Origin of the sequence: Hoeflea sp. CAU 1731, from assembly GCF_039888615.1 — a bacterium.
GTDB lineage: Bacteria > Pseudomonadota > Alphaproteobacteria > Rhizobiales > Rhizobiaceae > Flavimaribacter.
Genome location: NZ_JBDQQS010000013.1, coordinates 72,944 through 94,901 on the forward strand (window position 1 = coordinate 72,944; position 21,958 = coordinate 94,901).

Below are 21,958 nucleotides of genomic sequence, written 5' to 3' on the forward strand. Positions count from 1 at the left end.
TCCGTAGTATCATACGGATTGAATTGGAACTCAGTTGCTACAGATACCTGTTGTTTACACAGTTTCGGTAGAGATCCATTCGACAAGACAAATGGAAAGGGGCTTGGTCATGAATCGCCGTATCGAAAAGGCCGCAATGGCAATTGGCCTTGCCGCAATGATCGGAACCGGAGGCGCTCAACAGTCCCTCGCCGCCAAATGCGGCAACAACGCCGCCGGATTTAGCACCTGGGTCGAGCAGACCAAACGGGAAGCCGCAGCCAAAGGCTTCAGCCAGAGAACGATCAACGAGACGCTCGGCAAGGTCAGCTACCGCACAAAGACAATACGCCTGGATCGCAGTCAATCGAGTTTCAAACTCTCGCTGGATCAGTTCATGGCGAAGCGCGGCGCCAATGCAATCGTTGCAAAGGGGCGGCGTCTGAAGCAGCAGAACCAGAGCTTGTTCAACAGCCTCGAGCGAAAATACGGAGTCCCCCCGGGGGTCCTGCTTGCCATTTGGGGCATGGAGACCGGCTTTGGTGGATATATGGGCAACGAAGACACGGTTTCCGCCGTTGCGACGCTTGCATATGATTGCCGCCGATCGCAATTCTTCACCAATGAGCTCTATGCGTTGATGTCGCTTGTAGAGCGGCGCGAACTCAGCAGGTCGCAAATGCGCGGCGCCGCGCATGGCGAACTTGGGCACACGCAGTTTTTACCGTCGAACTATCTTCGATATGCGGTGGACGGAGACAGGAATGGTCGGCGTGATCTGGTTCGCTCAAGAACGGATGCGCTTGCCTCAACCGCCAACTATCTAAAGGCTCATGGCTGGCGTCGAGGCGGCGGGTATCAGCCGGGCCAGACCAATTTCCGGGCGATCCAGGCCTGGAATGCGGCAAGCGTGTATCAACAGGCGATCGCCATTATCGCCCAGCGGATAGACAGCTGATTCAAGCGGTCTTTGGCGTCAGTGATCCGGGCGAATGAAATCGCCCGTTTTCCAGTCCATGACCCAGAGTTCACCGGTCGAAATATCGAACCAGGCACCGTGGATGCGGAGCTTCTTCTGCTCTTCCAGTATGCTGATGCAGGGAAAACTGCGCAGATTTTCTATGGAGTGCCGAATGGAAATGCGCTCCAGGGCTGTCTGACGCTCCGCCGAAGTCAACAACGAGCTGTTCTGCAACTCGGCGGCTACCGGCTTGAGCAACCCCATCCAGCGACCGATGAAGTCGCCGGGCGACAGAGGTTTCGGGCCCGGATCGAGAGCTGCCGAAATGCCGCCGCAACGGCCGTGTCCCATGACGACGATATCGCGAATACGAAGCGACTGTACGGCAAACTCCAGCGCAGCAGATGTTGAATGATACTCGCCATCCGGCGCATAGGGAGGAACAAGGTTGGCGACGTTGCGCACCACGAACAGTTCGCCCGGACCAGCATTGAAAACGGTTTCTGGAGCCGCACGTGAATCGCAACAGGCGACAATCAGCGTATGCGGCTTCTGACCGGCTTCAGCGAGTTCGCGATAGCAATCACGTTCGTCAGCATAGCGCCCCTGCATGAAACGCTGGTATCCGTCCAGAAGCTTGTCTGGAAAAGTCTGCGCGGCGTCCGTTTGTGTCATTATTTGCGTGATCACTTTCCTGGATGTCAGCTTGCCGCCTGGGGGGTCATGACGCGGCGCATATGCACCATTGCGAAAGGCCTCACAAGGCTGGAAACGTCTTTTTCAAGGGTAAGTTCATCGGCGCCGCGCTTGACGGTGCGCGCCAGTATCTCGAAAACCGTCGCCGTCGCGTTTTGTAATGCTTTTTCATCAGCTTCGCCATCAAGGATACGCGACAGAAAAGCCGCCGAAAGAAGATCGCCAAGCCCATTCGGAGGGTTGGGAATCTCGCGGTGTTCCGCAAGCCACGCGCGGTCGTCGCGAAGCAGAAGATTGCCGATGCTGCCGGCCATCATGGGAATTGCCGACGTGGTCAGAACCCGTTCGGGTCCGAGCGTCGCGGCGGCGGTGACGATGTCATTGTTGCTGGTGATTTCAAAATCCGTGAGCCAGCCGAGTTCGAACCGGTTTGGCGTCGCGATCGAGGCAATCGGCAGCAACGTGTCGCGAATGGCGCAGGCGATGTCATTGGAAACGTACAGACCGCCCCGGTCGCCGATGACCGGATCGCAGAGATAGAGCGCGTCAGGATTGAGTTTGCGTATCTCCAAAACCAGGCGGGCGACGCCGGCCGCCTGGTCGTGATGTCCGAGATAGCCGGACAGGACGGCGCCGATTTCACCCAGCCAGGGCGCGCGGCACAGATCATCGACGATTGCTGAAAAATCCGAAACAGGCAGCATAGAACGTGTAGACGGAGAATGGCCAGGATGCCAGGGAAGCACGACAGTCGGCAGCGCCCAAACTGCGTGGCCGAGTGACTCGAGGGCGAAAACCGCCGCCCGATTACCGACGGAACCACGCACCACATGGCTGGAAATGACCAGCACTGCTGGCCGGTCGGCGTGCAGCCTGTCTGCGTTAATTGTCATCCGTTCTGCCCGAAGAAATTGAAAAGCCAGATCGCGAGAGCGATAAATACCACGACTGCAAGCCAGCGGCCAATCCGCGTGCCCCAGACTTCGATCGGATCCGTCTGATCCGCGTCCGACGCAGTGAAATGGCCTCGGACTGATTTTGTCTTCGATTCGAGCTTCGGCGCATTGAGCAGACCGCCTTCGTCTCGAAGCTTGTCGAGGTCGCGCCGCGCCTTCTTCGAAAAATCGCCCTTGTCAGCCATTGAGGCTTCCCTTGTCAGTTCTAGCGAGCCATCGCGTGATACTCGTCATTCGGCCGCATGTCCGTCGCTGCGGCCATGCGGTTCGACATATTGAAGAATGACGCAGTCGCTGCAATATCCCAGATATCCCTTTCCGAAAAGCCGGCGCTGCGAAGATCGGCGCGATCTTGTTCCTCAATGCGATCGGGTGATTGCGTCAGCTTGACTGCGAAATCGAGCATTGCCTTCTGTCGTGGATCGAGATCGGCCGCCCGATAGTTCATCACCATCTGTTCGCCCAGGACCGGATCGCCTGACAGGCTCCGGACTGCTGCTCCGTGGGCCGTAAGACAATAATAGCAGTGGTTGGTCGATGAAACGGCGACCGCGATCATTTCGCGCTCAAGCTTGGTGAGACCGGATTTCCCGAGCATGAGATCGTTGTAAAAGTCAGTGAACGCTCGCAATTTGGCTTCGTCAAACGCATAGGCAAGCAGGACATTGGGTATGAGGCCGAGCTTTTCGGTGCATTTATCGAAATAGGCTTTTGTTTCGTCGCTAAGCTCTTCAGCCGGTGGCAGGTCGAGTGCTGTTGCATGTTCTTTTCTCATGTTGATTATCCTCTCGGCTGCTCATTTCGTTGCGTTCGGGCTTGGTTCCAAAAAGGAGTCGCCAGCCGTCACAGTTCTGATACCATCATGACAAATATTGAAAAATGGCGAAGAAATCGCAAGAGTGGGGAGACGGAAATGGGCGTACGCAGCCATCCCAGGCGCGATAGGCAGATCGAAAAAATCGCGGGCATTCTGAGGAAGCAGGACGAAGCCTACCTCGATCCGTCAATCCTCTTCGGCATGGTCAGCGCCGATGACGTTATCGCCTTCCGCCCCGAGGCTCTGGCTGCGGCTGCGATCGACGCCTGGCGAAATCTCCAGGCCTGGGATGGCGTCAAGGCCCGGGTGGTTGTCGAGCACATCAGCGACGTCGAGATTGGCGGCGCGCCGCTGACAGTGGTGACGATTATCGACCGCAACATGCCGTTTCTCTATGATTCGGTGATGGGCGAAATATCTGCGTCGCATCGCGATCTGCGACTTGCCGCCCATCCGATCGTACTCATCGGTCGGACGAAAGACGGCGCGATCGAACAGACTCGACTGTTCAGCGCGATCGACCAGGGCGCGTTGGAAAAGGTCAGCGTCATCCAGATTCACCTGCATCCGCTGTCTGATGCGGCGAGGGAAGAGCTCGGCGATGCGCTGAAATCGGTGCTGGATCAGGTGCACCGCGCGAACACCGACTGGCGCGCCATGCTCACCAGGATCGATTCCGTGATAACGTCGCTGGAGACCAGTAAAACCAGCCACGACCCGGACCTGAAGAAAGAAAATCTCGCCTTTCTGGAGTGGTTGCGGGACGACAATTTCACCTTCCTTGGCATGCGCGAATATGTCTACAGCGGCTACGGCAGTGAGGCGACGATCGAGCGTGCCGCCGAAGAAGGGATCGGTATACTTTCAGACCCGGATGTCAGGGTTTTGCGGAGGGGCACCGACCACGTCAGCACAACGCCGGAATTACTTGCATTTATGCAAGGCTCCGACATGCTGATCGTCACCAAGGCCAATGTCCGTTCGCTCGTGCATCGGCGCGCTTACATGGATTACGTTGGGGTCAAGCGCTACGACGAGAAAGGCCAGGTCGTCGGCGAATTGCGGATTGTCGGCCTGTTCACCTCGAGCGCCTATACGCGATCCGTAACGCGCATTCCGCTGCTTCGATCCAAGGTCAATGAAGTCATCTCCAGTTTCGGCTTTGATCCAGAGGGTCATTCCGGAAAGGCCCTGCTGAACGTGCTTGAAAGCTATCCGCGAGACGAGCTGTTCCAGATAGACGTGCCGATGCTGGCGGGGTTCTGCGAGCAGGTGCTGGAGCTGAACGACCGGCCTCGCGTTCGCGTGCTACCGCGCATCGACCGCTTCGATCGCTTTGTTTCGGTTATTCTCTATGTGCCGCGTGATCAATACGATTCCGATGCGCGTGTTCACATCGCAGCCTATCTGAAGGACGCCTTCGACGCGCACCTGTCGGCGTTCTATCCAGCCTTCCCCGAAGGGTCGGTCGTTCGCGTGCATTTCATATTCGGCCGCGCCGGTGGCAAGACTCCTCGCGTTCCGCAGGAGGTACTGGAAGAGAATGTGCGCATGATCGTGACGCGCTGGGAAGACCGTTTTCTGGCGTTGGCCGGTCCCGACGGTCTCGCATTGCACACATCGGACGCCTATCGCGAGTATTTCACTCCCGAAGAGGCGGTGGAGGACCTGCAGAGCTTTCTCGACTGTTTGCCGGATAACGAAATAGGCCTCGATTTCTACCAGCGCGCCAGCGAAACAAGCGATCATCTCGGTCTGAAGATTTTCCATCTCGATGAGCCGGTGGAGCTGTCCCGACGTGTTCCTATGCTTGAAAATCTCGGTTTCAACGTCATCAGCGAACAGACCTTCGAACTTTCGGTCGGCGAGGATGTAGGAGCGGTGCGCACCGTCGTGCTGCACAACATGGAGCTGGTCCACAAGGATGGGCAGGCCATCGACCTGCCGCGAATCGCGAGGAAACTGGAAGACGCATTTTTGGCGGTTTGGTCAGGCGAGGTGGACAATGACGGCTTCAATCGCCTGGTTGTCAATTGCGGCATGTCCGTCCGGGAAGTGAAGGTAATGCGGACCTATGCCCGCTACCTCCGGCAAATCGGAGTTACCTATTCTCAAGGTTACATCTCGGAAGCCCTCAATCGGTACCACGACATCGCCTGTGACATCCTCGAACTGTTTGAACGTCGATTTGCTCTGACATCGCCTGAAGACAAGATGCACAAGATTACCGAAGAGATCCGGCTTCGGATCGATGAAGCGCTGGTCAGGGTGCCAAGCCAGGATGACGACCGGATATTGCGGCAATACGTCAATCTGATATCGGCGACCCTTCGCACCAATTACTATCAGGGCGGCGATAACACTTCGCCGGCTATTTTATCTTTGAAGCTGGATCCGCGAGCGATCGACGGAATGCCGGCGCCAGCCCCCTATCGCGAAATCTTCGTTTACGGCGCAGAAGTGGAAGGCGTCCATTTGCGCTTCGGGCCAATCGCGCGCGGCGGTCTGCGCTGGTCGGATCGGGCGCAGGACTACCGGACCGAGGTTCTGGGTCTCGTCAAGGCGCAACAAGTTAAGAACGCAGTCATCGTGCCCGTCGGTTCCAAGGGAGGATTCTATCCCAAGGAATTGCCCACTGGCGGATCGCGGGACGATGTCTTCAAGGCGGGGCGCGAAGCCTACAAGACCTTCATTTCCTCGCTGCTCGACATTACCGACAATATTATTGACGGCAAGGTGACGCATCCTGAGGAAACGCGTTGCATCGATGGCGACGACCCCTATTTCGTGGTCGCGGCCGACAAGGGCACAGCGACATTCTCGGACACGGCCAACGCTATCAGCCAGGCCCATGATTTCTGGCTGGACGACGCCTTCGCCTCTGGCGGATCGGCGGGTTACGATCACAAGAAGATGGGCATTACCGCCCGTGGCGCCTGGGAGGCGGTCAAGCGACATTTCCGGGAAATGAACATCGATGTCCAGACGACGGAATTTACGGTCGCTGGCGTCGGAGACATGTCGGGCGACGTCTTTGGCAATGGCATGCTGCTGTCGCCGAAGATCAGGCTGGTGGCCGCCTTCGACCACCGTGACATCTTCATCGACCCGGATCCGGTTTGTTCGTCATCGTTCAAGGAACGCAAACGCGTGTTCGATCTTGGTCGATCGAGCTGGCAGGACTACGACCAGTCGAAGCTGTCAAAGGGCGGCATGATCGTGTCCCGTTTGCAGAAGTCGATAAAGCTGACGGACGAGGCCGCAGCCGCGATCGGTCTGACAAAGACGACGGCCGCGCCGCAGGAAGTGCTGCGAGCGATCCTGAAAATGGAAATCGACCTGATGTGGTTCGGCGGTATCGGAACGTATATCAAGGAAGACGGGGAATCCGACGCCGAGGTCGGCGATCGTGGCAATGACGGCATCCGCGTCAATGCCAGTCAGGTCGGAGCCAGGGTGATTGGCGAAGGCGCCAATCTCGGTGTAACGCAGCGTGGTCGCATCGCCTATAGCCTGAAGGGCGGACGGTGCAATTCCGACGCGATCGACAATTCGGCAGGCGTCAATTCGTCCGACGTCGAGGTCAACATAAAGATCGCGTTGGCCAAGGCAATGCGCGAGGGGCGGCTGGATCGCGCCAAGCGCGACAAACTGTTGACCGCAATGACAGAACAGGTCGCCGAGCTTGTGTTGCGCAACAATTATCTGCAGACGCTCGCAATCTCCATCGTCGAGCAGGACAGCGCCGAACTGACCGGAGACATGTCGCAGCTCATGAATGACCTTGAGAGCGCCGGACATCTGGACAGACAGGTCGAAACCCTTCCCGACGATCTTGATCTTGCCGAACGCGTAACCGCAGGAAAACCGCTGACGAGACCGGAAATTGGCGTGCTTCTGTCCTATGCTAAAATCGTTCTGTTCGACGAACTGACGGAAAGTCATCTGCCAGACAATCCCTATTTTGAATCAACGTTGGTCGACTACTTCCCGAAACGGATGCACAAGATCCACCGGGACGATATTCTTGAACACCGGCTGCGGCGCGAGATTATCTCCACAGTGCTTGCCAACGACGTGATCAATCGCGGCGGTCCTTCCTTTATCAGCCGCATGGCGGACGCCACCGGCATGCTGCCTTCGCAAATTGTCGGCGCTTTCGTCGTGGTCCGCGACGGTCTAGGCCTCTCAGAGCTCCATGACATCATCGATTCGCTCGATAACAAAACGCCCGGCTCCTACCAGAACGAGCTCTACGGCGATCTCCGTCATATCTTCCGCATTGTGGTGCGCTGGAGCGCCAAGGCCGGTGTCGCCCAGGGGCCGCTCGCCGACATAGTTGAAGCATTGGCGAAGGCGGTAAAGACACTCCAGCCTGTCATGCCCGATATCCTGCCGAACTTCATGCTCCGTGAAAGGCAGGCGATCTACCAAAGAGCAATCGATCACGGCGTTCCGGAAAAACAGGCGGCGCGGCTGTCGGAAACCGTCGGGCTGGTCAACATTCCGGACATCATGCTGGCGGCGAACCTGTCGAACGCCGGCCTTGAGGAGGCGGCGAAAGTTTATTTCGACGTTACCCGCGCCTATCGCATATCAAGGCTGGAAGCAGCGGCATACTCTGCAAAGGCAGGAGACTTCTACGAGGAGCTTGCAATTGGTCGCAGCCTGGACGAAATTTCCGCCGCCCGCCGCAACGTGATGAAAGCCGTGATCACCCAATTCGGCAAGGAAGAAAATCCCGTCGCCGCCTGGCAGGCGGCGGATCGGCTGCGGCGCGAACGGATACAGGCGCGCATCAACGAACTCATCGACAGTGGTGATTTCAGCATCTCGCGGCTGACGGTCGCCGCTGGAATGATGAGCGATTTGGCGGTGGAATAGGCGGAATGCGCCAGCCATGGCGGGCAGTGTTGGAAAGTGGGGCGTATAAGGGGACGCAAATTGAGTGACGCACTACCGGCGCAGCGGGTTGACCGCAAGGGCGTCATTGGCTGGATGCTGTTTGACTGGGCGACGCAGCCATTTCACACGCTGATTATCACATTCGTGTTCGCGCCCTATGTCGTCGATGCGCTGTTTACCTCAGACGTCGAAGGACAGGCCCAGTGGGGGACCGCGATCACCATTGGCGGCCTGATAGTCGCCTTTATGGCGCCTGTTCTTGGAGCTGTCGCCGACAGTACGGGGCGGCGCAAACCGTGGATCCTTGCGTTTTCGATACCGGCGGTGATCGGGAGCTGGATGCTCTGGTATTCGGCGCCCGGTTCCAGCAATGTTGTGTTGATCCTCACCGGTATCGTTCTCGCCTTCATCGGCTTCGAATTTGCAGCGGTTTTCAACAATGCGATGATGTCCCAATTGGTGCCTCGCGCCCGTCTGGGCAGATTATCCGGTTCTGCCTGGGCGCTCGGTTACGTGGGAGGCATCGTATCGCTCATCATTGTGCTGGGTTTCATGGCCGGCCGGCCCGATACAGGCAAGACGTTGTTGGGATTAGACCCGATTTTCGGTCTGGATCCGACAACGTACGCAGGTGATCGCGCGTCTGGACCGCTGACCGCGATATGGTACGTGCTGTTTGTCATCCCAATGTTTCTCTTCACGCCAGACGGGAACAAGCGCATGGCCACACAAGGCGTGGTGCGGGAAGGACTGCGCGAGCTCTGGAAAACACTGAAAGCACTGCCCCGCCAGAAAAGCTATTTCAGTTTCCTGCTGTCCAGCCTGTTTTACCGTGACGGCCTCAATGCGCTCTATACGTTTGGCGGGATCTATGCCGTCGGCGTTCTCGGGCTGACGACAATTGAACGCGGCATTTTTGGAATTCTTGCAGCCTTCACGGGGGCATTCGGAGGCTGGATCGGGGGCAAGCTGGATGACAGATACGGGCCGAAAATCGTTGTCGCCAGCGGAATATTGATGCTGTTCGTGAGTTGCCTTATGGTCATCTCCACTGCGAAGGATCAGGCGTTTTTCATCACTGTCTCCAACGATGAATTGCCGACCATCCTGTTCTATGTCGCCGGCTGTCTGATCGGCGCAGGAGGCGCAGCCGCCCAGGCTGCATCCAGGACTTTGCTGGTTGATCAGGTTCCCGCCGAAAAGGTGACGGAAGCTTTTGGACTGTACGCCCTGTCCGGGAAGGCGACCGCCTTTATCGGTCCCGCGCTTGTTGTTTTTGCGACAGTCGCAAGCCAGAGCCAGCGCATAGGCGTAACGCCAATACTGCTGTTGTTCGCGATTGGTCTGCTGCTCCTGCCGCGTGTCGTGAGCGCACACACAAAACCGGACGGCGCGTAGCAGGCGTCAGTGCCGGAAATGGCGCATCCCTGTAAAGACCATGGCGACGCCGGCGTCGTTGGCCGCCTTGATCACATCGTCGTCGCGCATCGATCCGCCAGGCTGGACAACCGCGGTTGCGCCTGCCTCGATGGCTGAAATCAGGCCATCGGCGAAGGGGAAAAAGGCGTCCGAGGCGACCACGGATCCAACAGTTAGCGGTTCTGCAAGTCCCATCGCTTCTGCGGCGTCGCGCGCCTTTTGCGCGGCAATGCGCGACGAATCCACCCGACTCATCTGACCGGCGCCGATGCCCACCGTCGCGCCGTCTTTGGCATAGACGATAGCGTTCGACTTGACGTGCTTGGCGACGCGGAAGGCAAAGATCAGATCGGCCAGTTCTCGATCGGTCGGCTGACGATCGGTAACGACCTTGAGATCCGCCAAGGCGACGCGTCCTGCGTCGCGCGACTGGACCAACAGACCGCCCGCGACCGTCTTCGCCATGACGCCGGGCGCGGCGGGGTCAGGCAGGCCGCCAGTCGTCAATAGGCGCAGGTTTTTCTTTGCGGCGATAATGGACATGGCGTCATCGTCGACCTGGGGCGCAATGATGACTTCGGTGAAGGTTCTGACCACTTCTTCGGCGGTTGCCGCCTCGAGCCTGCCATTGAACGCGACGATGCCGCCGAATGCCGAGACCGGATCGCAGGCGAGCGCGCTGCGATAGGCATCGAGTTGGCTTGTCGCCGTGCCGACGCCACAGGGATTGGCGTGTTTGATGATGGCGCAGGCGGCCCCGTCAACCGGATCGAACTCGCCGGCCAGTTCGAATGCCGCGTCGGTATCGTTAATATTGTTGTAGGAGAGTTGCTTTCCCTGATGCAGCGTCGCGGTGGCGACGCCCGGACGGTTCTCACCGGTTACGTAAAAACCGGCTGTCTGGTGCGGGTTTTCGCCATAGCGCATCACATCGTGCAATCTCCCCGCAATCGCCCGGTAAGGCGGATTGTCCTCGGCGAGCGCTTCCGCAAACCAGCCGGAAATCGCCGCATCATAGGTTGCGGTCCGCCCATAGGCCTTTGCCGCCATTTTCTGCCGGAACGCGTAGCGAATTTCACCTCCGGTTGCCAAAAGCTCCGCCGCCAGCGCATCGTAGTCGGACGGATCCGTCAGCACCGTCACATAGGCGTGATTCTTCGCAGCGGCGCGGATCATCGCCGGGCCGCCTATGTCGATATTTTCGACAGTCGTCGGATAGTCGCCGCCCTTTGCCCGCACCTCCTCGAAGGGATAAAGGTTGATGACGACGATATCGATCGGGACAATATCATGCGCCTCCATCGCCGTCTGGTGTTCGGCGTCGTCGCGGATAGCGAGGAGCCCGCCGTGAACGCAAGGGTGCAGGGTCTTGACCCGACCATCCATGATTTCCGGAAATCCGGTCAGGTCCGACACGTCCCGAACAGACAATCCAGCGCCGGACAAAGCCCTGGCCGTCCCGCCGGTTGACACGAGTTCGACGCCGTAACCAGCAAGCGCCTTGCCGAGATCGTGAAGACCATCCTTGTCAGAGACCGAAAGCAGCGCCCTTGCAGGCCTTATACGGTCGGTTATCGGAGTTTTTCTCGATATGATCGCCATGTGCTTCCCCGGCCAAGAGACAATGATGCCAGCCGCGTAGCATACAGTCGGAACGGATCAAACCGACGATTGGCCGCATGCACGGCTTTATTAGCTGTCAGGCTCTTCACGCCGGACCGGCGTGCGCACCAGCGTCCAGCCGACCGCGACATCGGCGCGGGCCGGAATGGTCAGGGCAATCTGTTCGGAGCGTCGCGGACCGACGAGATCGGCGAAAAACACGTCGTCCTCGACGACTGGAGCAGGGTTCGGACAGAAAAACGTCCAGTATTCTCCGTCCGGCGCCTGAAGCACGACGTTGTTTTTGGGGTCGCGCGTCACCTCAATGTTCGGATGGATGTGAAAACGCACCGTGGCGCTTGTATCGGTGTCGCCGGGAGCCTGTTTGCCTGCCGACAGAAGCCTGTCGCGCCCGCTGATGATATTGCCGTCGGCGCTAAGCTGGATCGATCGTTCGTGAATGAGGCCGAAGGTCTTTGCATAACCGTCATGCCGGGCGACGAAACCCTGCCTGCCGGACGAATCATCCGTCCGGTCGTATTCGACCGCCTTGGGACCGTTGATCATCATCGGTCCCAGAAAGGTTGAGGTCGACATGGCGGCCGAGGAGCTGTCGCCGATGGTCAATGTTGAGTGTGCGGCCGTCGTTCGCGAAAGTCTGGAATATTCGGCATGAAAAAAGGTCGGCGCTCCTGCATTGACGATGTAGCGGTTGCGACCGGACGACATCTCAAACGAAAGGCAGCCGGCGCCGGCCTCGGTCGACAATTCGAGGGGCGGCAGCGAACCCGTATCGGCGATAACGATCGTATCGCTGTTGGAGAGGCGCTGGTATTTGAGTTGTGGCGCATGCCGGAGCGGCTGACCGGCGGTTTCGTCATAGCGTAGCACGGAAAGAAGCCTGTCGGCGGGCAGGGCTCTTGCGCCATTGAACAGCGCCAGCGTTCCCTCTGTATGGCGGAAGAAACGCAGCGCCTGGAACATCCGGTCGATGCTGGTCACAAGCTTTGACGGAGGCGTATGGCCAAGATTGAGATAGGTTTGCCTGAGAGGCAGAAGGTCCGCCAAAAGCGCCAGCGAGGCATGGGGGTTGCGCGAGATATGGCCGCCATCCGGGAGGATTTGTCGGGCGATTTCATTGTCAAGCGCGCGGGCGGCCGATTTGATTCGCGTCGCACTCGCAGGCGTGGCGAGACTGGCCATGGCGAGAGCGATCCGGACACGGAATCGAATCTCGCCATCGGGCGCCGCGCCGGCGATGCGCCGCAGGTACCGGATCTGTAGCGCTATGCTTTTGATAAATCGCTTGTAGAAAGCGCGGTCCATATTCTTGAGAATGATCGGCGAATGAGACAACCAGGCGATCAGCCGCTGCGCGGTGACGTCAGGATCCCAGGCGACGCCGGATTGCCGGCGTCCGAACAGGCTGATCCAGTCCTCCGCCAAAAGCCGGGCGTCCTGATAGGCGGCGTCGCTGTCTGCCGCACGCAGGTGCCGGAGCCAGCGGAATCCGTGCAGGGCGGCGTCGAATCCCGGCGTCGGTCCGTCCAGTTCGAAAGGAGAAACGCCTTCGCACACGAGAATGCGCCCGGCGAGAGGAAACCTGCCAAGATGAAACTCTTCGGCGATGTAAGGGTCGGCGATCCGTAGATCGGTAGGCGCGACGATCAGTCGGTCTGGCGCGGAGGCGAAATGGAAAGGGACGACACGACTGGGCGATGCTCGCCGTGACAGTCGTCGCAAGCTTTCACGCAGATACAAAGGGTAGTATTGCCAGTACAACGCAGCCGCCAAAAGACCATTTCCAAACGCCCGACACGAAGTCCATTCGCGCGACTATAACACAACAGTCAAGCACAGGCAGGGTATAATTTGACTGTTAACACGTAGCTTTATCGCATCAAAATACTGGCAAAAAAGCCATCCAGTCCGGCGTAGGCCGGGTCCGGATCGGGAAGCATGTCGGGCGTCGTTCTCAGATCGCCTTCGGACGTGATTGCTTGGTCAAGACCTGGGATGAGAGTCGGTTCCACAGCTTTTCGGTCTACCTCCGGGTGGGATTCCAGAATAGCCGACACGACATCTTCGCCTTCTTCCTTTGCGAGCGAACAATTGGAAAAAACGACCATTCCGCCCGGTCGAACCAGCGTCAGCGCCCGCGCAAGCATGCGTTCCTGTAGATACGCAAGTTTGGCGACATCGGATGGAGATTTCGTCCATGGGATATCCGGATGACGACGGATCGTGCCGGTCGACGAGCAGGGCGCATCGAGCAACACGGCGTCGAAAGCCTCACCGGGTTGCCATTCGAAGAGATCTGCATGGACGCACTCGGCGTTGAGCTTCAGCCTTTTCAGATTCTCATCGAGCCTTTTCAGGCGATTTGCCGAAAAATCGAGCGCTGTTACCGAAGCCCCGGCGAGCGCCAGTTGCGCGGTCTTGCCGCCTGGCGCCGCGCACAGATCAGCGACGCGCCATCCGGATATGTCGCCGAAGAGCCGCGCCGGTATGGAGGCCGCTGCATCCTGGACCCACCATTCGCCATCTGCGAAACCCTCAAGGTCGGTGATTGGTCCGTCCACATGTCCGAGACGCACTGATCCGGTCGACGTCACGCGGCCGCCCAGCCTCGCCGCCCAGCCTTCAGCGTCGTTCTTGACTGTAAGGTCTATTGCAGGAGGATGACGATGCGCCACGAAGATCGCGGACGCGCGTTCCGGATAGGCAGACTCTACGAGTTCGCCAAGCCATGCGGGCGCATTGGTTACCCGGCTTTGCAATTGCGGAAGCTCTTCGTCTTTTTGCCGTATCATCTGACGGAGGAGCGCATTCACGAAGGCGACGAAACGACGGTTGCGCGGATCGCCGCGCGCCATCTCAACAGCGATGTTGACTGCGGCGTGCGCGGGAATGTCGAGAAACAGGATCTGGGCCGCGGCAACGCGCAGCGTGTGTCTAAGTGCTACCGCCCCTCCTGGCAGGGGTCGGGTGACAAGGCAATCGATGAATGCGTCGATTATCGGAAGATTGCGCAAGGCGGCCTGAAGGATCGCCCGCACCAGGGATCGGTCCTGCTCGGAAAGCGCCCGCCAGGCGGGATTGCCATTGCCCGGATCGAGCAGCCCGTCCATGGAGGCGCATCTGTCGACGATAGCTGAAAGCAGTTTGGCTGCAACCAGCCGTGAGCCAAGGCCCGGAACCGGTTTGCGGTTTCCTTCGGAGCTTTTACGGGAGCGATGTTTTTGCTTAGACGCTGGCGTCAAGACCAAGGCCCCTTGGGACGCGGGTTACCCGGATTTCGTCCCCATGGACCTGAAGAGGCGCCGACGTCTGCGGGACTGCGTTCATCGGGAAAGTCTGCCCGGCTGGAAAATTCGCCCGCCATCTGACGCAACGCGGCTATGCGGCTTTCCGTGGGCGGATGGGTAGTGAAGAGACTATCCATGCGCAAACCGGCGAGCGGATTGATGATGAACATGTGGGCTGTCGCGGGATTACGCTCGGCGTCGTCGTTGACGATGTTCTTCGCTGCGCCGGCGATTTTCCCGAGCGCGGAAGCAAGCCACATCGGATTGCCGCAGATTTCGGCGCCGCCGCGATCGGCGGAATATTCGCGCGTCCGGCTTATGGCCATTTGCACCATCGCGGCGGCGACCGGCGCGAGAAACATGGCGAGCAAAGCGCCAATTATGCCGAGCGGATTGTCGCGTCCGCCGCGAAAGAACAGAGCGAAATTACCGAGCATCGCGATTGCGCCCGCGAGCGTTGCGGTAATCGTCATGGTCAGCGTGTCGCGGTGCTTCACATGGGCGAGTTCATGCGCCATCACGCCGGCGACTTCCTCGTGAGTCAGCCGGGCAAGCAGCCCCGTCGTTGCTGCGACCGCGGCGTTGGACGGATTGCGGCCCGTTGCAAAGGCGTTCGGCTGATCGTTCTTGATCAAATAGACCTTCGGCATTGGAAGGTCGGCCCTTTCCGCGAGTTGGCGTACGATGCCGTAATATTCCGGCGCCGAGCGGTCGTCCACTTCCACAGCATGGTGCATGCGCAGCACCATCTTGTCCGCGTTCCAGTAGGAAAACAGATTCATCGCGGCGGCGATCACCAATGCGATCATCATGCCGCCGGAACCGCCGATCAGGTAGCCGACGGCCATGAACAACGCGGTCATGAACGCAAGCAGCATCGCGGTGCGAACAAGATTCATATGGGTTCAACTCCTTCCGCAGTAGTGGTTTTTATCCTATATGATGGGAAGTCTGCCCCGGCAATTCAATGTTGAAAGCAACCGATGACCGTTCCGGAAGAATTCGATAATGCCAGCGAGGCAAGCTCAAAAACAGCCTGCTCGCAAACCGAGGAGCGCGCTCCTGAGGCAAAGCGATCGGAGAAGGATCTTCCACAAGCCGCAAGGCGGGCTTTGCTTGAAGCGGAAGAACGCAGACGCAACAGCGACACACCGCGTTCGCAACGGGAATTGGGCGGACGCGGCGGCAAGGATCCGGCGCGTTTTGGAGACTGGGAAATCAAGGGACGCGCTATAGACTTCTGAGTTGAGATAGCCGTCTTTCCAATTTTACTAAAATTCGAGTTCTCGACTTAAATCGACGTCAATTCATCACCTGTATACCACTGAGGCCGCTTGCTGTGTATTTGGGACAGTGCGGTTCTGGCATTTCGGTCGCGCAGATGCGATTGCCGGTTCTTGAAGGTCGGACACAGGTCAATGAAAACAGCAAAAGCGCTCCTGCTCTGGCGGTCATTCGCCAAGGACGAACGCGGCAATTTCGCGATGATATTCGCCTTCGCCATTCTGGCTATCTTCCTCTCTGCGGGACTGGCCGTGGATCTGGCGCGAAACCTTTCCGAAAAGACGCAAATCAACAATGCTCTGGACGCGGCCACGCTGGCGACTGCGCGGGCTTTGGCGGTTGGCGATATCGAGAAAGAGGATGCGGAGTCGTATCTCAAGTCCATATTCGCCGCCAATCTCGGTCTTGATGACCTGACGGCCGGCCAGTACGAGGTCGTTGACGTGGATATCGACGATGTCAACCAGGAAGTAACGGCGATCGCCAAAACCGATCAGAACCTGACCTTCATGGGAACCGCGAACCGCAAGAACACTCAGGTCGTCTCTGCGGATTCGGCCGCTTCCTATGGCATGTCCGATATTGAGGTTGCGATGGTGCTGGACATCACCGGCTCGATGGGCGGAAGCAAGATTTCCGCGCTCCGTAACGCGGCGAAGCTTGGCGTCAAGGAATTGTTGGCGATGAACACCGATACGGACGAAAATGTACGCATCAGCCTGATCCCCTACAGCGACGCAGTCAACGCGGGTTATCTGGCGAAGTATGTTTTTCCCGACTTCTGGCTGCCCAAGACCAAGGCGCCTGTTTTCAATGCGGCTCTGTATGCGGAAACGGGCCTCGGATTCGATCCCTATTCTTTCAAAGAAACGATGAGCAACGGCATCGACGAGGACGACGTCGAGGAATTTTATGAGGCGAAAAGAAACGGATCGGCGCCGGACGATTGCGCAACCGACCGAAAGGCTCCCAAGGGCGGTGGAACGTCCTATCAGTATTCCGACGCCAATCCGTCATACGGTATGATCAGCCGGGACTCGCGGCTACAATTCTGTCCTGCGTCCCCCTTGATGTTGCTCACGAGCAACAAATCGAACCTCGACGCGCGGATTGACGGCCTGATCGCATCGGGTCACACGGCCGGACATATCGGATTGCAATGGGCCTGGTACACCATTTCTCACGACTGGGCCAATTATGTCCCTGAAGAGTCAAGGCCGGCGGTCATTGACGAGGAAACTGCGAAATACATTATTCTCATGACTGATGGCGAATTCAACACGGCCTTTGCCGATATCACGAGTGATATCGAGGATGTTTGCGAAAAATACAAGAAGGGCAAGTGCAGGGAATGGGGCCGGGAAATCGATTTCAATCATGGCAATCAGGGATCGACCTCGCGCGCCCATACGGGCAATCTATGCGACGCAATCAAGGATAAGAAGATCAAGATCTTCACAATTGGCTTCAGCATGAACAACAATACGGCCCTGAATATGCTGAAGGATTGCGCGTCGCCGGACGAAGGCAGCTTCACCTATTATTATGAACCCGACACGGCCAACGAACTGACTGAAACCTACGAAACCATCGCGCGATCGATCCAGTCCCTGCGGCTTGTGAAATAAGTCGGTGCGCGTAGGCTCTCCCTGCAAGGCCCTCCGGAAGCTCCGGATGGCATTTTCATTTTCTTTCGGCTAATGCTCGGTCGGGATTCAAATCCGGCGGGAAGCATATGAGCGCAGACAAGAAAGCGGCGGCGATGATCAGGACGGTTGCGGACACCTTGCAGCCGCATTTCGGAATTCGCCTTTGGAACGGAGAGATAATCGGTCCGACGGATGGCCCATTGCTGGCGGTCAACGATCCGATGGCCATTCGCAAGGTCGCACTGAAGCCGAAGCTTGATTCGATTGTCGAACTCTGGATTTCGGGGCAGGTCGATATCGAGAACGGCACTATCTTCGATCTGGCGGAGAAAGGGCTGAACACCCGCCTGAAAAGGGGCATCAAGGATCTGCCCAAATGGCAGTTGCTGAAGAACGTTCCGTCTATCCTCGTCGGCCGCAATGAAGCCGATTCGGGATTGGCGGGAGAGCGGCCTTTCGAATTTGGTTCGGACAAACAGGCGATTGGCCATCATTACGACGTTTCGAACGACTTCTACCGTCTCTTTCTTGATGAGAACATGGTCTATACCTGCGCCTATTTCAAAGACTTGTCGAACAGTCTCGACACGGCTCAGGTCGACAAGCTGGATCATGTCTGTCGCAAGCTGCGCCTGCAGCCGGGCGAGAAACTTCTCGATATCGGATGCGGTTGGGGATCGCTGCTGATTCATGCGGCGGAAAACTACGGCGTGACGGGACACGGAATCACTTTGTCGGAAGCCCAGATTGACCTCGCTCGCAAACGCGTCGCCGATCGGGGCCTGTCGGACCGGATCACAATCGAACTGACGTCTTACGAAGACGTTCAGGACACATTCGACAAGGTGTCGTCGATCGGCATGTTCGAACATGTCGGAAGCGCCAACTACGACAAATACTTTCATTCGGTCTGGCGCTTGCTCAAGCCTGGCGGGCTTTACATGCATCACGCGATTTCACGCCGCGCCAAGCGCAGCAAGAAAGCGTTCAGACGCAAGAGCGCCGAGCATCTGGCGCTGGTGAAATATATTTTTCCCGGCGGCGAACTCGACCATCTTGGCATGAGCATCGAAAATCTCGAAGGACATGGTTTCGAGGTCCACGATGTGGAAAATTTACGCGAACACTATGGACGCACTTGCCGCCTGTGGGCCGACCGTTTGCATGCGCGTTTCGATGAAGCGATTGCCGAAGTGGGCGCGCCGAAAGCGCGGCTGTGGCTGCTTTATCTGACGGGTTGCGCGCTCGCATTCGAACGCGGCACCGTCCAGATCAATCAGACCCTGGCGCGAAAACGCGCCCGCGGCTCGGCCCCTTCGGGGTTGCCGCCGACGCGCGAGGATCTCTACCGGCTTACGTGACCGGCTGGCTTCATTTCTTGTTCTGGCGATTCTCGATCAGATCGTCGACCACGGCGGGATCCGCCAGCGTTGAGGTGTCGCCGAGCGAGGTAAATTCGTTCTCGGCAATCTTGCGGAGAATGCGCCGCATGATCTTGCCAGAGCGCGTTTTTGGCAGTCCCGGGGCGAACTGGATCTTGTCTGGACTGGCGATCGGACCAATCTCCTCGCGCACATGTTTAACCAGCTCCTTGCGCAGGTCGTCGCTTGCCTCGACGCCGCTCATCGGCGTGACGTAGCAGTAGATGCCCTGCCCCTTGATGTCGTGCGGATAGCCGACCACAGCTGCTTCCGACACGGAATCATGGGAGACCAACGCCGATTCGACCTCAGCGGTGCCCATCCGGTGGCCGGACACGTTGATGACATCGTCGACGCGGCCGGTGATCCAATAGTATCCGTCCTCGTCGCGACGGCAGCCGTCTCCGGTAAAATACTTGCCCTTGTAGGTCGAAAAGTACGTCAGGATGAAGCGCTCGTGGTCGCCATAGACCGTGCGCATCTGGCCAGGCCAGGAATCCACGACGCAAAGATTTCCGTCCACGGCGCCCTCGAGCACTTCGCCTTCGCCGTCGACAATCTGCGGCCGGATGCCGAAGAAGGGTCGGGTGGCGGATCCCGGCTTGAGATCGGTTGCCCCGGGAAGCGGGGTAATCATGATGCCGCCGGTCTCAGTCTGCCACCAGGTGTCGACGATGGGACATTTTCCCTCGCCCACGATGTTGTAATACCACTCCCAGGCTTCCGGATTGATTGGCTCGCCAACAGATCCGAGCGTGCGCAGGGATTTTCGCGAGGTCGACGAGACATGGGAATCGCCTGCGCCCATCAGCGCGCGGATGGCCGTCGGCGCGGTATAGAAGATGTTGACCTGATGCTTGTCGCAGACTTCCCAGAACCGCGCAGGCGTCGGATAGTTTGGAACGCCTTCGAACATCAGGGTCGTGGCGCCGTTGGCGAGAGGTCCGTAGACGATGTAGGAGTGACCCGTCACCCAGCCGATATCGGCTGAACACCAGTAAATGTCGCCTGGATGGTAGTCGAAGACATATTCGTGGGTCATCGAGGCGTAGACGAGATAACCTCCCGTCGTGTGAAGAACGCCCTTCGGCTTGCCGGTCGATCCTGAGGTGTAAAGAATGAAGAGCGGGTCTTCAGCCTTCATCTTCGCCGGCGCGCATTTCGGTTTCGCCTGCCTCATCGCCTCGTCGTAGTCGATATCGCGATCTTCGTACCAGTCGACTTTGCCGTAGGTGCGGCGCACCACCAGCACATTGCGTACCTCGACGCCGTCGCGCGCGGCGTGTTCGACAGCCTTGTCGGTGTTCGCTTTCAGCGGTACGACACGGCCGCCGCGCAGACCTTCGTCGGCGGTGATGATGAAGGTCGAGTTGCAGTCGACGACGCGTCCGGCGAGGGCGTCCGGGGAGAATCCGCCGAAGACGATCGAGTGGATCGCTCCGATCCGGGCGCAGGCCAGCATCGCATAGGCGGCCTCGAGGATCATCGGCATGTAGATGGTGACGCGGTCGCCCTTCTTCACGCCATTGGATTTCATCACATTGGCGAGCCGGCAGACCTGTTCGTAAAGTTCGTTGTAGGTGACCTTTTTGTCTTCATAGGGATTATCGCCTTCCCAGATGATGGCGACCTGGTCTCCACGCTTCTTCAGATGCCGGTCGATGCAATTGTAGGAAACGTTGGTGACGCCGTCCTCGTACCATTTGATCAGCACGTCGCCGGTGAAGCTCGTGTTCTTGACTTTGGTGTACGGCTTGAACCAGTCGATGCGCTTGCCGTGCTTTTTCCAGAACTTCTCCGGATTTTTGATGCTCTGTTGATACCAGTCGAGATAGGTTTCGTTGTCGATCAGAGCGCGTTTCTTGACGGACTTCGGTACTTTATGTGTCTTGGGTTCGAACATACGATCCTCCTTCGCTGTCAGTCTCCGACGGTCGCTCCTGCAGGCGTCCGCCCCCGGTCTTTGTCTCCCCTTAATAGCAGGTGAAACACCGAGGGCAATTAGACAAATGGCCGTGATGGTTCTTCTCTTCGTTGCATTCGGCGCGAAACGTCGTTATATAGCGCGTCAATTCCCGGAAATTGTGGTGATCTACCACGACCCGCTTACCGGAGCGGGCGGACAGGAGAAGTATATTCATGTCACAACAACTGCTTATGCCCAAAGCTACAGCGGTCTGGCTGGTCGACAACACGGCTTTGACCTTCGACCAGATCGCCCAGTTCTGCAAGCTGCATCCGCTGGAAGTCAAGGCGATCGCCGACGGCGAATCGGCGCAGGGCATCAAGGGGCTCGACCCGATCCAGACCGGTCAGCTTTCGCGCGACGAAATCGCTGCGGGCGAAACCGATTCCGGACACAAGCTGAAGCTTTCAAATCCGAAGGTGCATGTTCCCGAACTCAAGCGCAAAGGTCCGCGCTACACACCGGTCTCCAAGCGCCAGGATCGGCCCAACGCCATTTTGTGGCTGGTGCGCAATCATCCGGAGCTGCGCGACGCGCAGATATCGCGTCTGGTTGGCACGACCAAGTCGACAATCGAGCAGATTCGCAATCGCACGCACTGGAATTCGGCCAATTTGACGCCGCTCGACCCGGTGACGCTCGGCCTTTGCACCCAGATCGATCTCGATCTCGAGGTGGAGAAGGCCGCCAGGGAAAGGCCGTCCGAAGTGGTCGCCAAGCCCGACGATACCTTGTTGCCGGCGCAGGAAACCGAGAAGATGGTTTTCGATGCCTCGCCTCCCGCCCCCAGGGAGGAAGAGAAGGAGATCGACGCCGCCGCGGTCTTCGCCAAACTCAGTTCGCTGAAGAGCGACAAGAGCGACGATCAGCCGGAATAATCATAATCATCGGCTCGCATCGAGTCTGTTTGGAACAGCGTCAGCGGCGCGATTCTGCGCAGCGCTGGCGCCTGTCCGGGTTTTCAGACTCGTGGTTGCTTGACTCCCACTCGTGAT

The 21,958-nt window shown here is 58.2% G+C and carries 16 protein-coding genes; 7 read left to right on the forward strand and 9 right to left on the reverse strand.

Annotated elements, in window-relative coordinates; genetic code table 11:
• Positions 1 to 109: 109 nt before the first annotated feature.
• The gene (locus AAFN47_RS19950) at positions 110 to 937 is read left to right on the forward strand and encodes a lytic murein transglycosylase (RefSeq protein WP_499811011.1); all 828 of its coding nucleotides are present in this window, start codon (positions 110 to 112) and stop codon (positions 935 to 937) included.
• 18 nt (positions 938 to 955) lie between these two features.
• Here the strand turns inward: AAFN47_RS19950 and AAFN47_RS19955 are convergent, their stop codons facing one another.
• The 4 genes from AAFN47_RS19955 to AAFN47_RS19970 are packed head-to-tail and all read right to left on the reverse strand — an operon-like array spanning position 956 to position 3,367.
• Positions 956 to 1,615: a carbonic anhydrase gene (locus tag AAFN47_RS19955; protein ID WP_499811012.1), complete on the reverse strand. Its 660-nt coding sequence runs from the start codon at positions 1,613 to 1,615 to the stop codon at positions 956 to 958.
• Positions 1,616 to 1,641: 26 nt separating this feature from the next.
• Entirely contained in the window at positions 1,642 to 2,529 is an 888-nt protein-coding gene (gene pdxY / locus AAFN47_RS19960) for a pyridoxal kinase PdxY (protein ID WP_499811013.1), read from the reverse strand.
• A complete protein-coding gene (locus AAFN47_RS19965) occupies positions 2,526 to 2,777 on the reverse strand; it encodes a hypothetical protein (protein WP_499811014.1) in 252 nt (83 codons plus the stop codon). The genes pdxY and AAFN47_RS19965 overlap by 4 nt, the downstream gene beginning before the upstream one ends.
• Before the next feature lie 20 nt (positions 2,778 to 2,797).
• On the reverse strand, positions 2,798 to 3,367 hold the full coding sequence (locus tag AAFN47_RS19970) for a peroxidase-related enzyme (protein WP_499811015.1): 570 nt from the start codon (positions 3,365 to 3,367) through the stop codon (positions 2,798 to 2,800).
• 138 nt (positions 3,368 to 3,505) lie between these two features.
• Between AAFN47_RS19970 and AAFN47_RS19975 the strand changes: the two genes are divergently transcribed.
• A complete protein-coding gene (locus AAFN47_RS19975) occupies positions 3,506 to 8,293 on the forward strand; it encodes an NAD-glutamate dehydrogenase (protein WP_499811016.1) in 4,788 nt (1,595 codons plus the stop codon).
• Positions 8,294 to 8,353: 60 nt separating this feature from the next.
• The gene (locus tag AAFN47_RS19980; RefSeq protein ID WP_499811017.1) at positions 8,354 to 9,712 is read left to right on the forward strand and encodes an MFS transporter; all 1,359 of its coding nucleotides are present in this window, start codon (positions 8,354 to 8,356) and stop codon (positions 9,710 to 9,712) included.
• A gap of 6 nt (positions 9,713 to 9,718) precedes the next feature.
• On the opposite strand, the gene purH is transcribed toward AAFN47_RS19980, so the two are convergent.
• The 4 genes from purH to htpX all read right to left on the reverse strand — a co-directional run bounded on the left by purH (position 9,719) and on the right by htpX (position 15,542).
• A complete protein-coding gene (gene purH, locus AAFN47_RS19985) occupies positions 9,719 to 11,335 on the reverse strand; it encodes a bifunctional phosphoribosylaminoimidazolecarboxamide formyltransferase/IMP cyclohydrolase (RefSeq protein WP_499811018.1) in 1,617 nt (538 codons plus the stop codon).
• Positions 11,336 to 11,425: 90 nt separating this feature from the next.
• Positions 11,426 to 13,129, reverse strand: a complete 1,704-nt coding sequence (locus AAFN47_RS19990) for a heparinase II/III family protein (RefSeq protein ID WP_499811019.1) — start codon at positions 13,127 to 13,129, stop codon at positions 11,426 to 11,428.
• Positions 13,130 to 13,227: 98 nt separating this feature from the next.
• Entirely contained in the window at positions 13,228 to 14,598 is a 1,371-nt protein-coding gene (locus AAFN47_RS19995) for an RsmB/NOP family class I SAM-dependent RNA methyltransferase (RefSeq protein ID WP_499811020.1), read from the reverse strand.
• The gene (htpX, locus tag AAFN47_RS20000) at positions 14,595 to 15,542 is read right to left on the reverse strand and encodes a zinc metalloprotease HtpX (RefSeq protein WP_499811021.1); all 948 of its coding nucleotides are present in this window, start codon (positions 15,540 to 15,542) and stop codon (positions 14,595 to 14,597) included. Before htpX ends, AAFN47_RS19995 begins: the two co-directional genes overlap by 4 nt.
• Positions 15,543 to 15,626: 84 nt before the next feature.
• Between htpX and AAFN47_RS20005 the strand changes: the two genes are divergently transcribed.
• The 3 genes from AAFN47_RS20005 (at position 15,627) to AAFN47_RS20015 (ending at position 18,937) form a co-directional block, all read left to right on the forward strand.
• A complete protein-coding gene (locus AAFN47_RS20005) occupies positions 15,627 to 15,887 on the forward strand; it encodes a DUF1674 domain-containing protein (RefSeq protein ID WP_499811022.1) in 261 nt (86 codons plus the stop codon).
• A gap of 174 nt (positions 15,888 to 16,061) precedes the next feature.
• The gene (locus AAFN47_RS20010; protein ID WP_499811023.1) at positions 16,062 to 17,555 is read left to right on the forward strand and encodes a pilus assembly protein TadG-related protein; all 1,494 of its coding nucleotides are present in this window, start codon (positions 16,062 to 16,064) and stop codon (positions 17,553 to 17,555) included.
• Positions 17,556 to 17,662: 107 nt separating this feature from the next.
• On the forward strand, positions 17,663 to 18,937 hold the full coding sequence (locus AAFN47_RS20015) for a class I SAM-dependent methyltransferase (RefSeq protein ID WP_499811024.1): 1,275 nt from the start codon (positions 17,663 to 17,665) through the stop codon (positions 18,935 to 18,937).
• Between the two features lie 10 nt (positions 18,938 to 18,947).
• Here the strand turns inward: AAFN47_RS20015 and acs are convergent, their stop codons facing one another.
• Entirely contained in the window at positions 18,948 to 20,900 is a 1,953-nt protein-coding gene (gene acs / locus AAFN47_RS20020) for an acetate--CoA ligase (protein ID WP_499811025.1), read from the reverse strand.
• Positions 20,901 to 21,136: 236 nt separating this feature from the next.
• On the opposite strand from acs, the gene AAFN47_RS20025 reads away from it, so the two are divergent.
• A complete protein-coding gene (locus tag AAFN47_RS20025; protein WP_499811026.1) occupies positions 21,137 to 21,841 on the forward strand; it encodes a DUF1013 domain-containing protein in 705 nt (234 codons plus the stop codon).
• Positions 21,842 to 21,958: the final 117 nt, after the last annotated feature.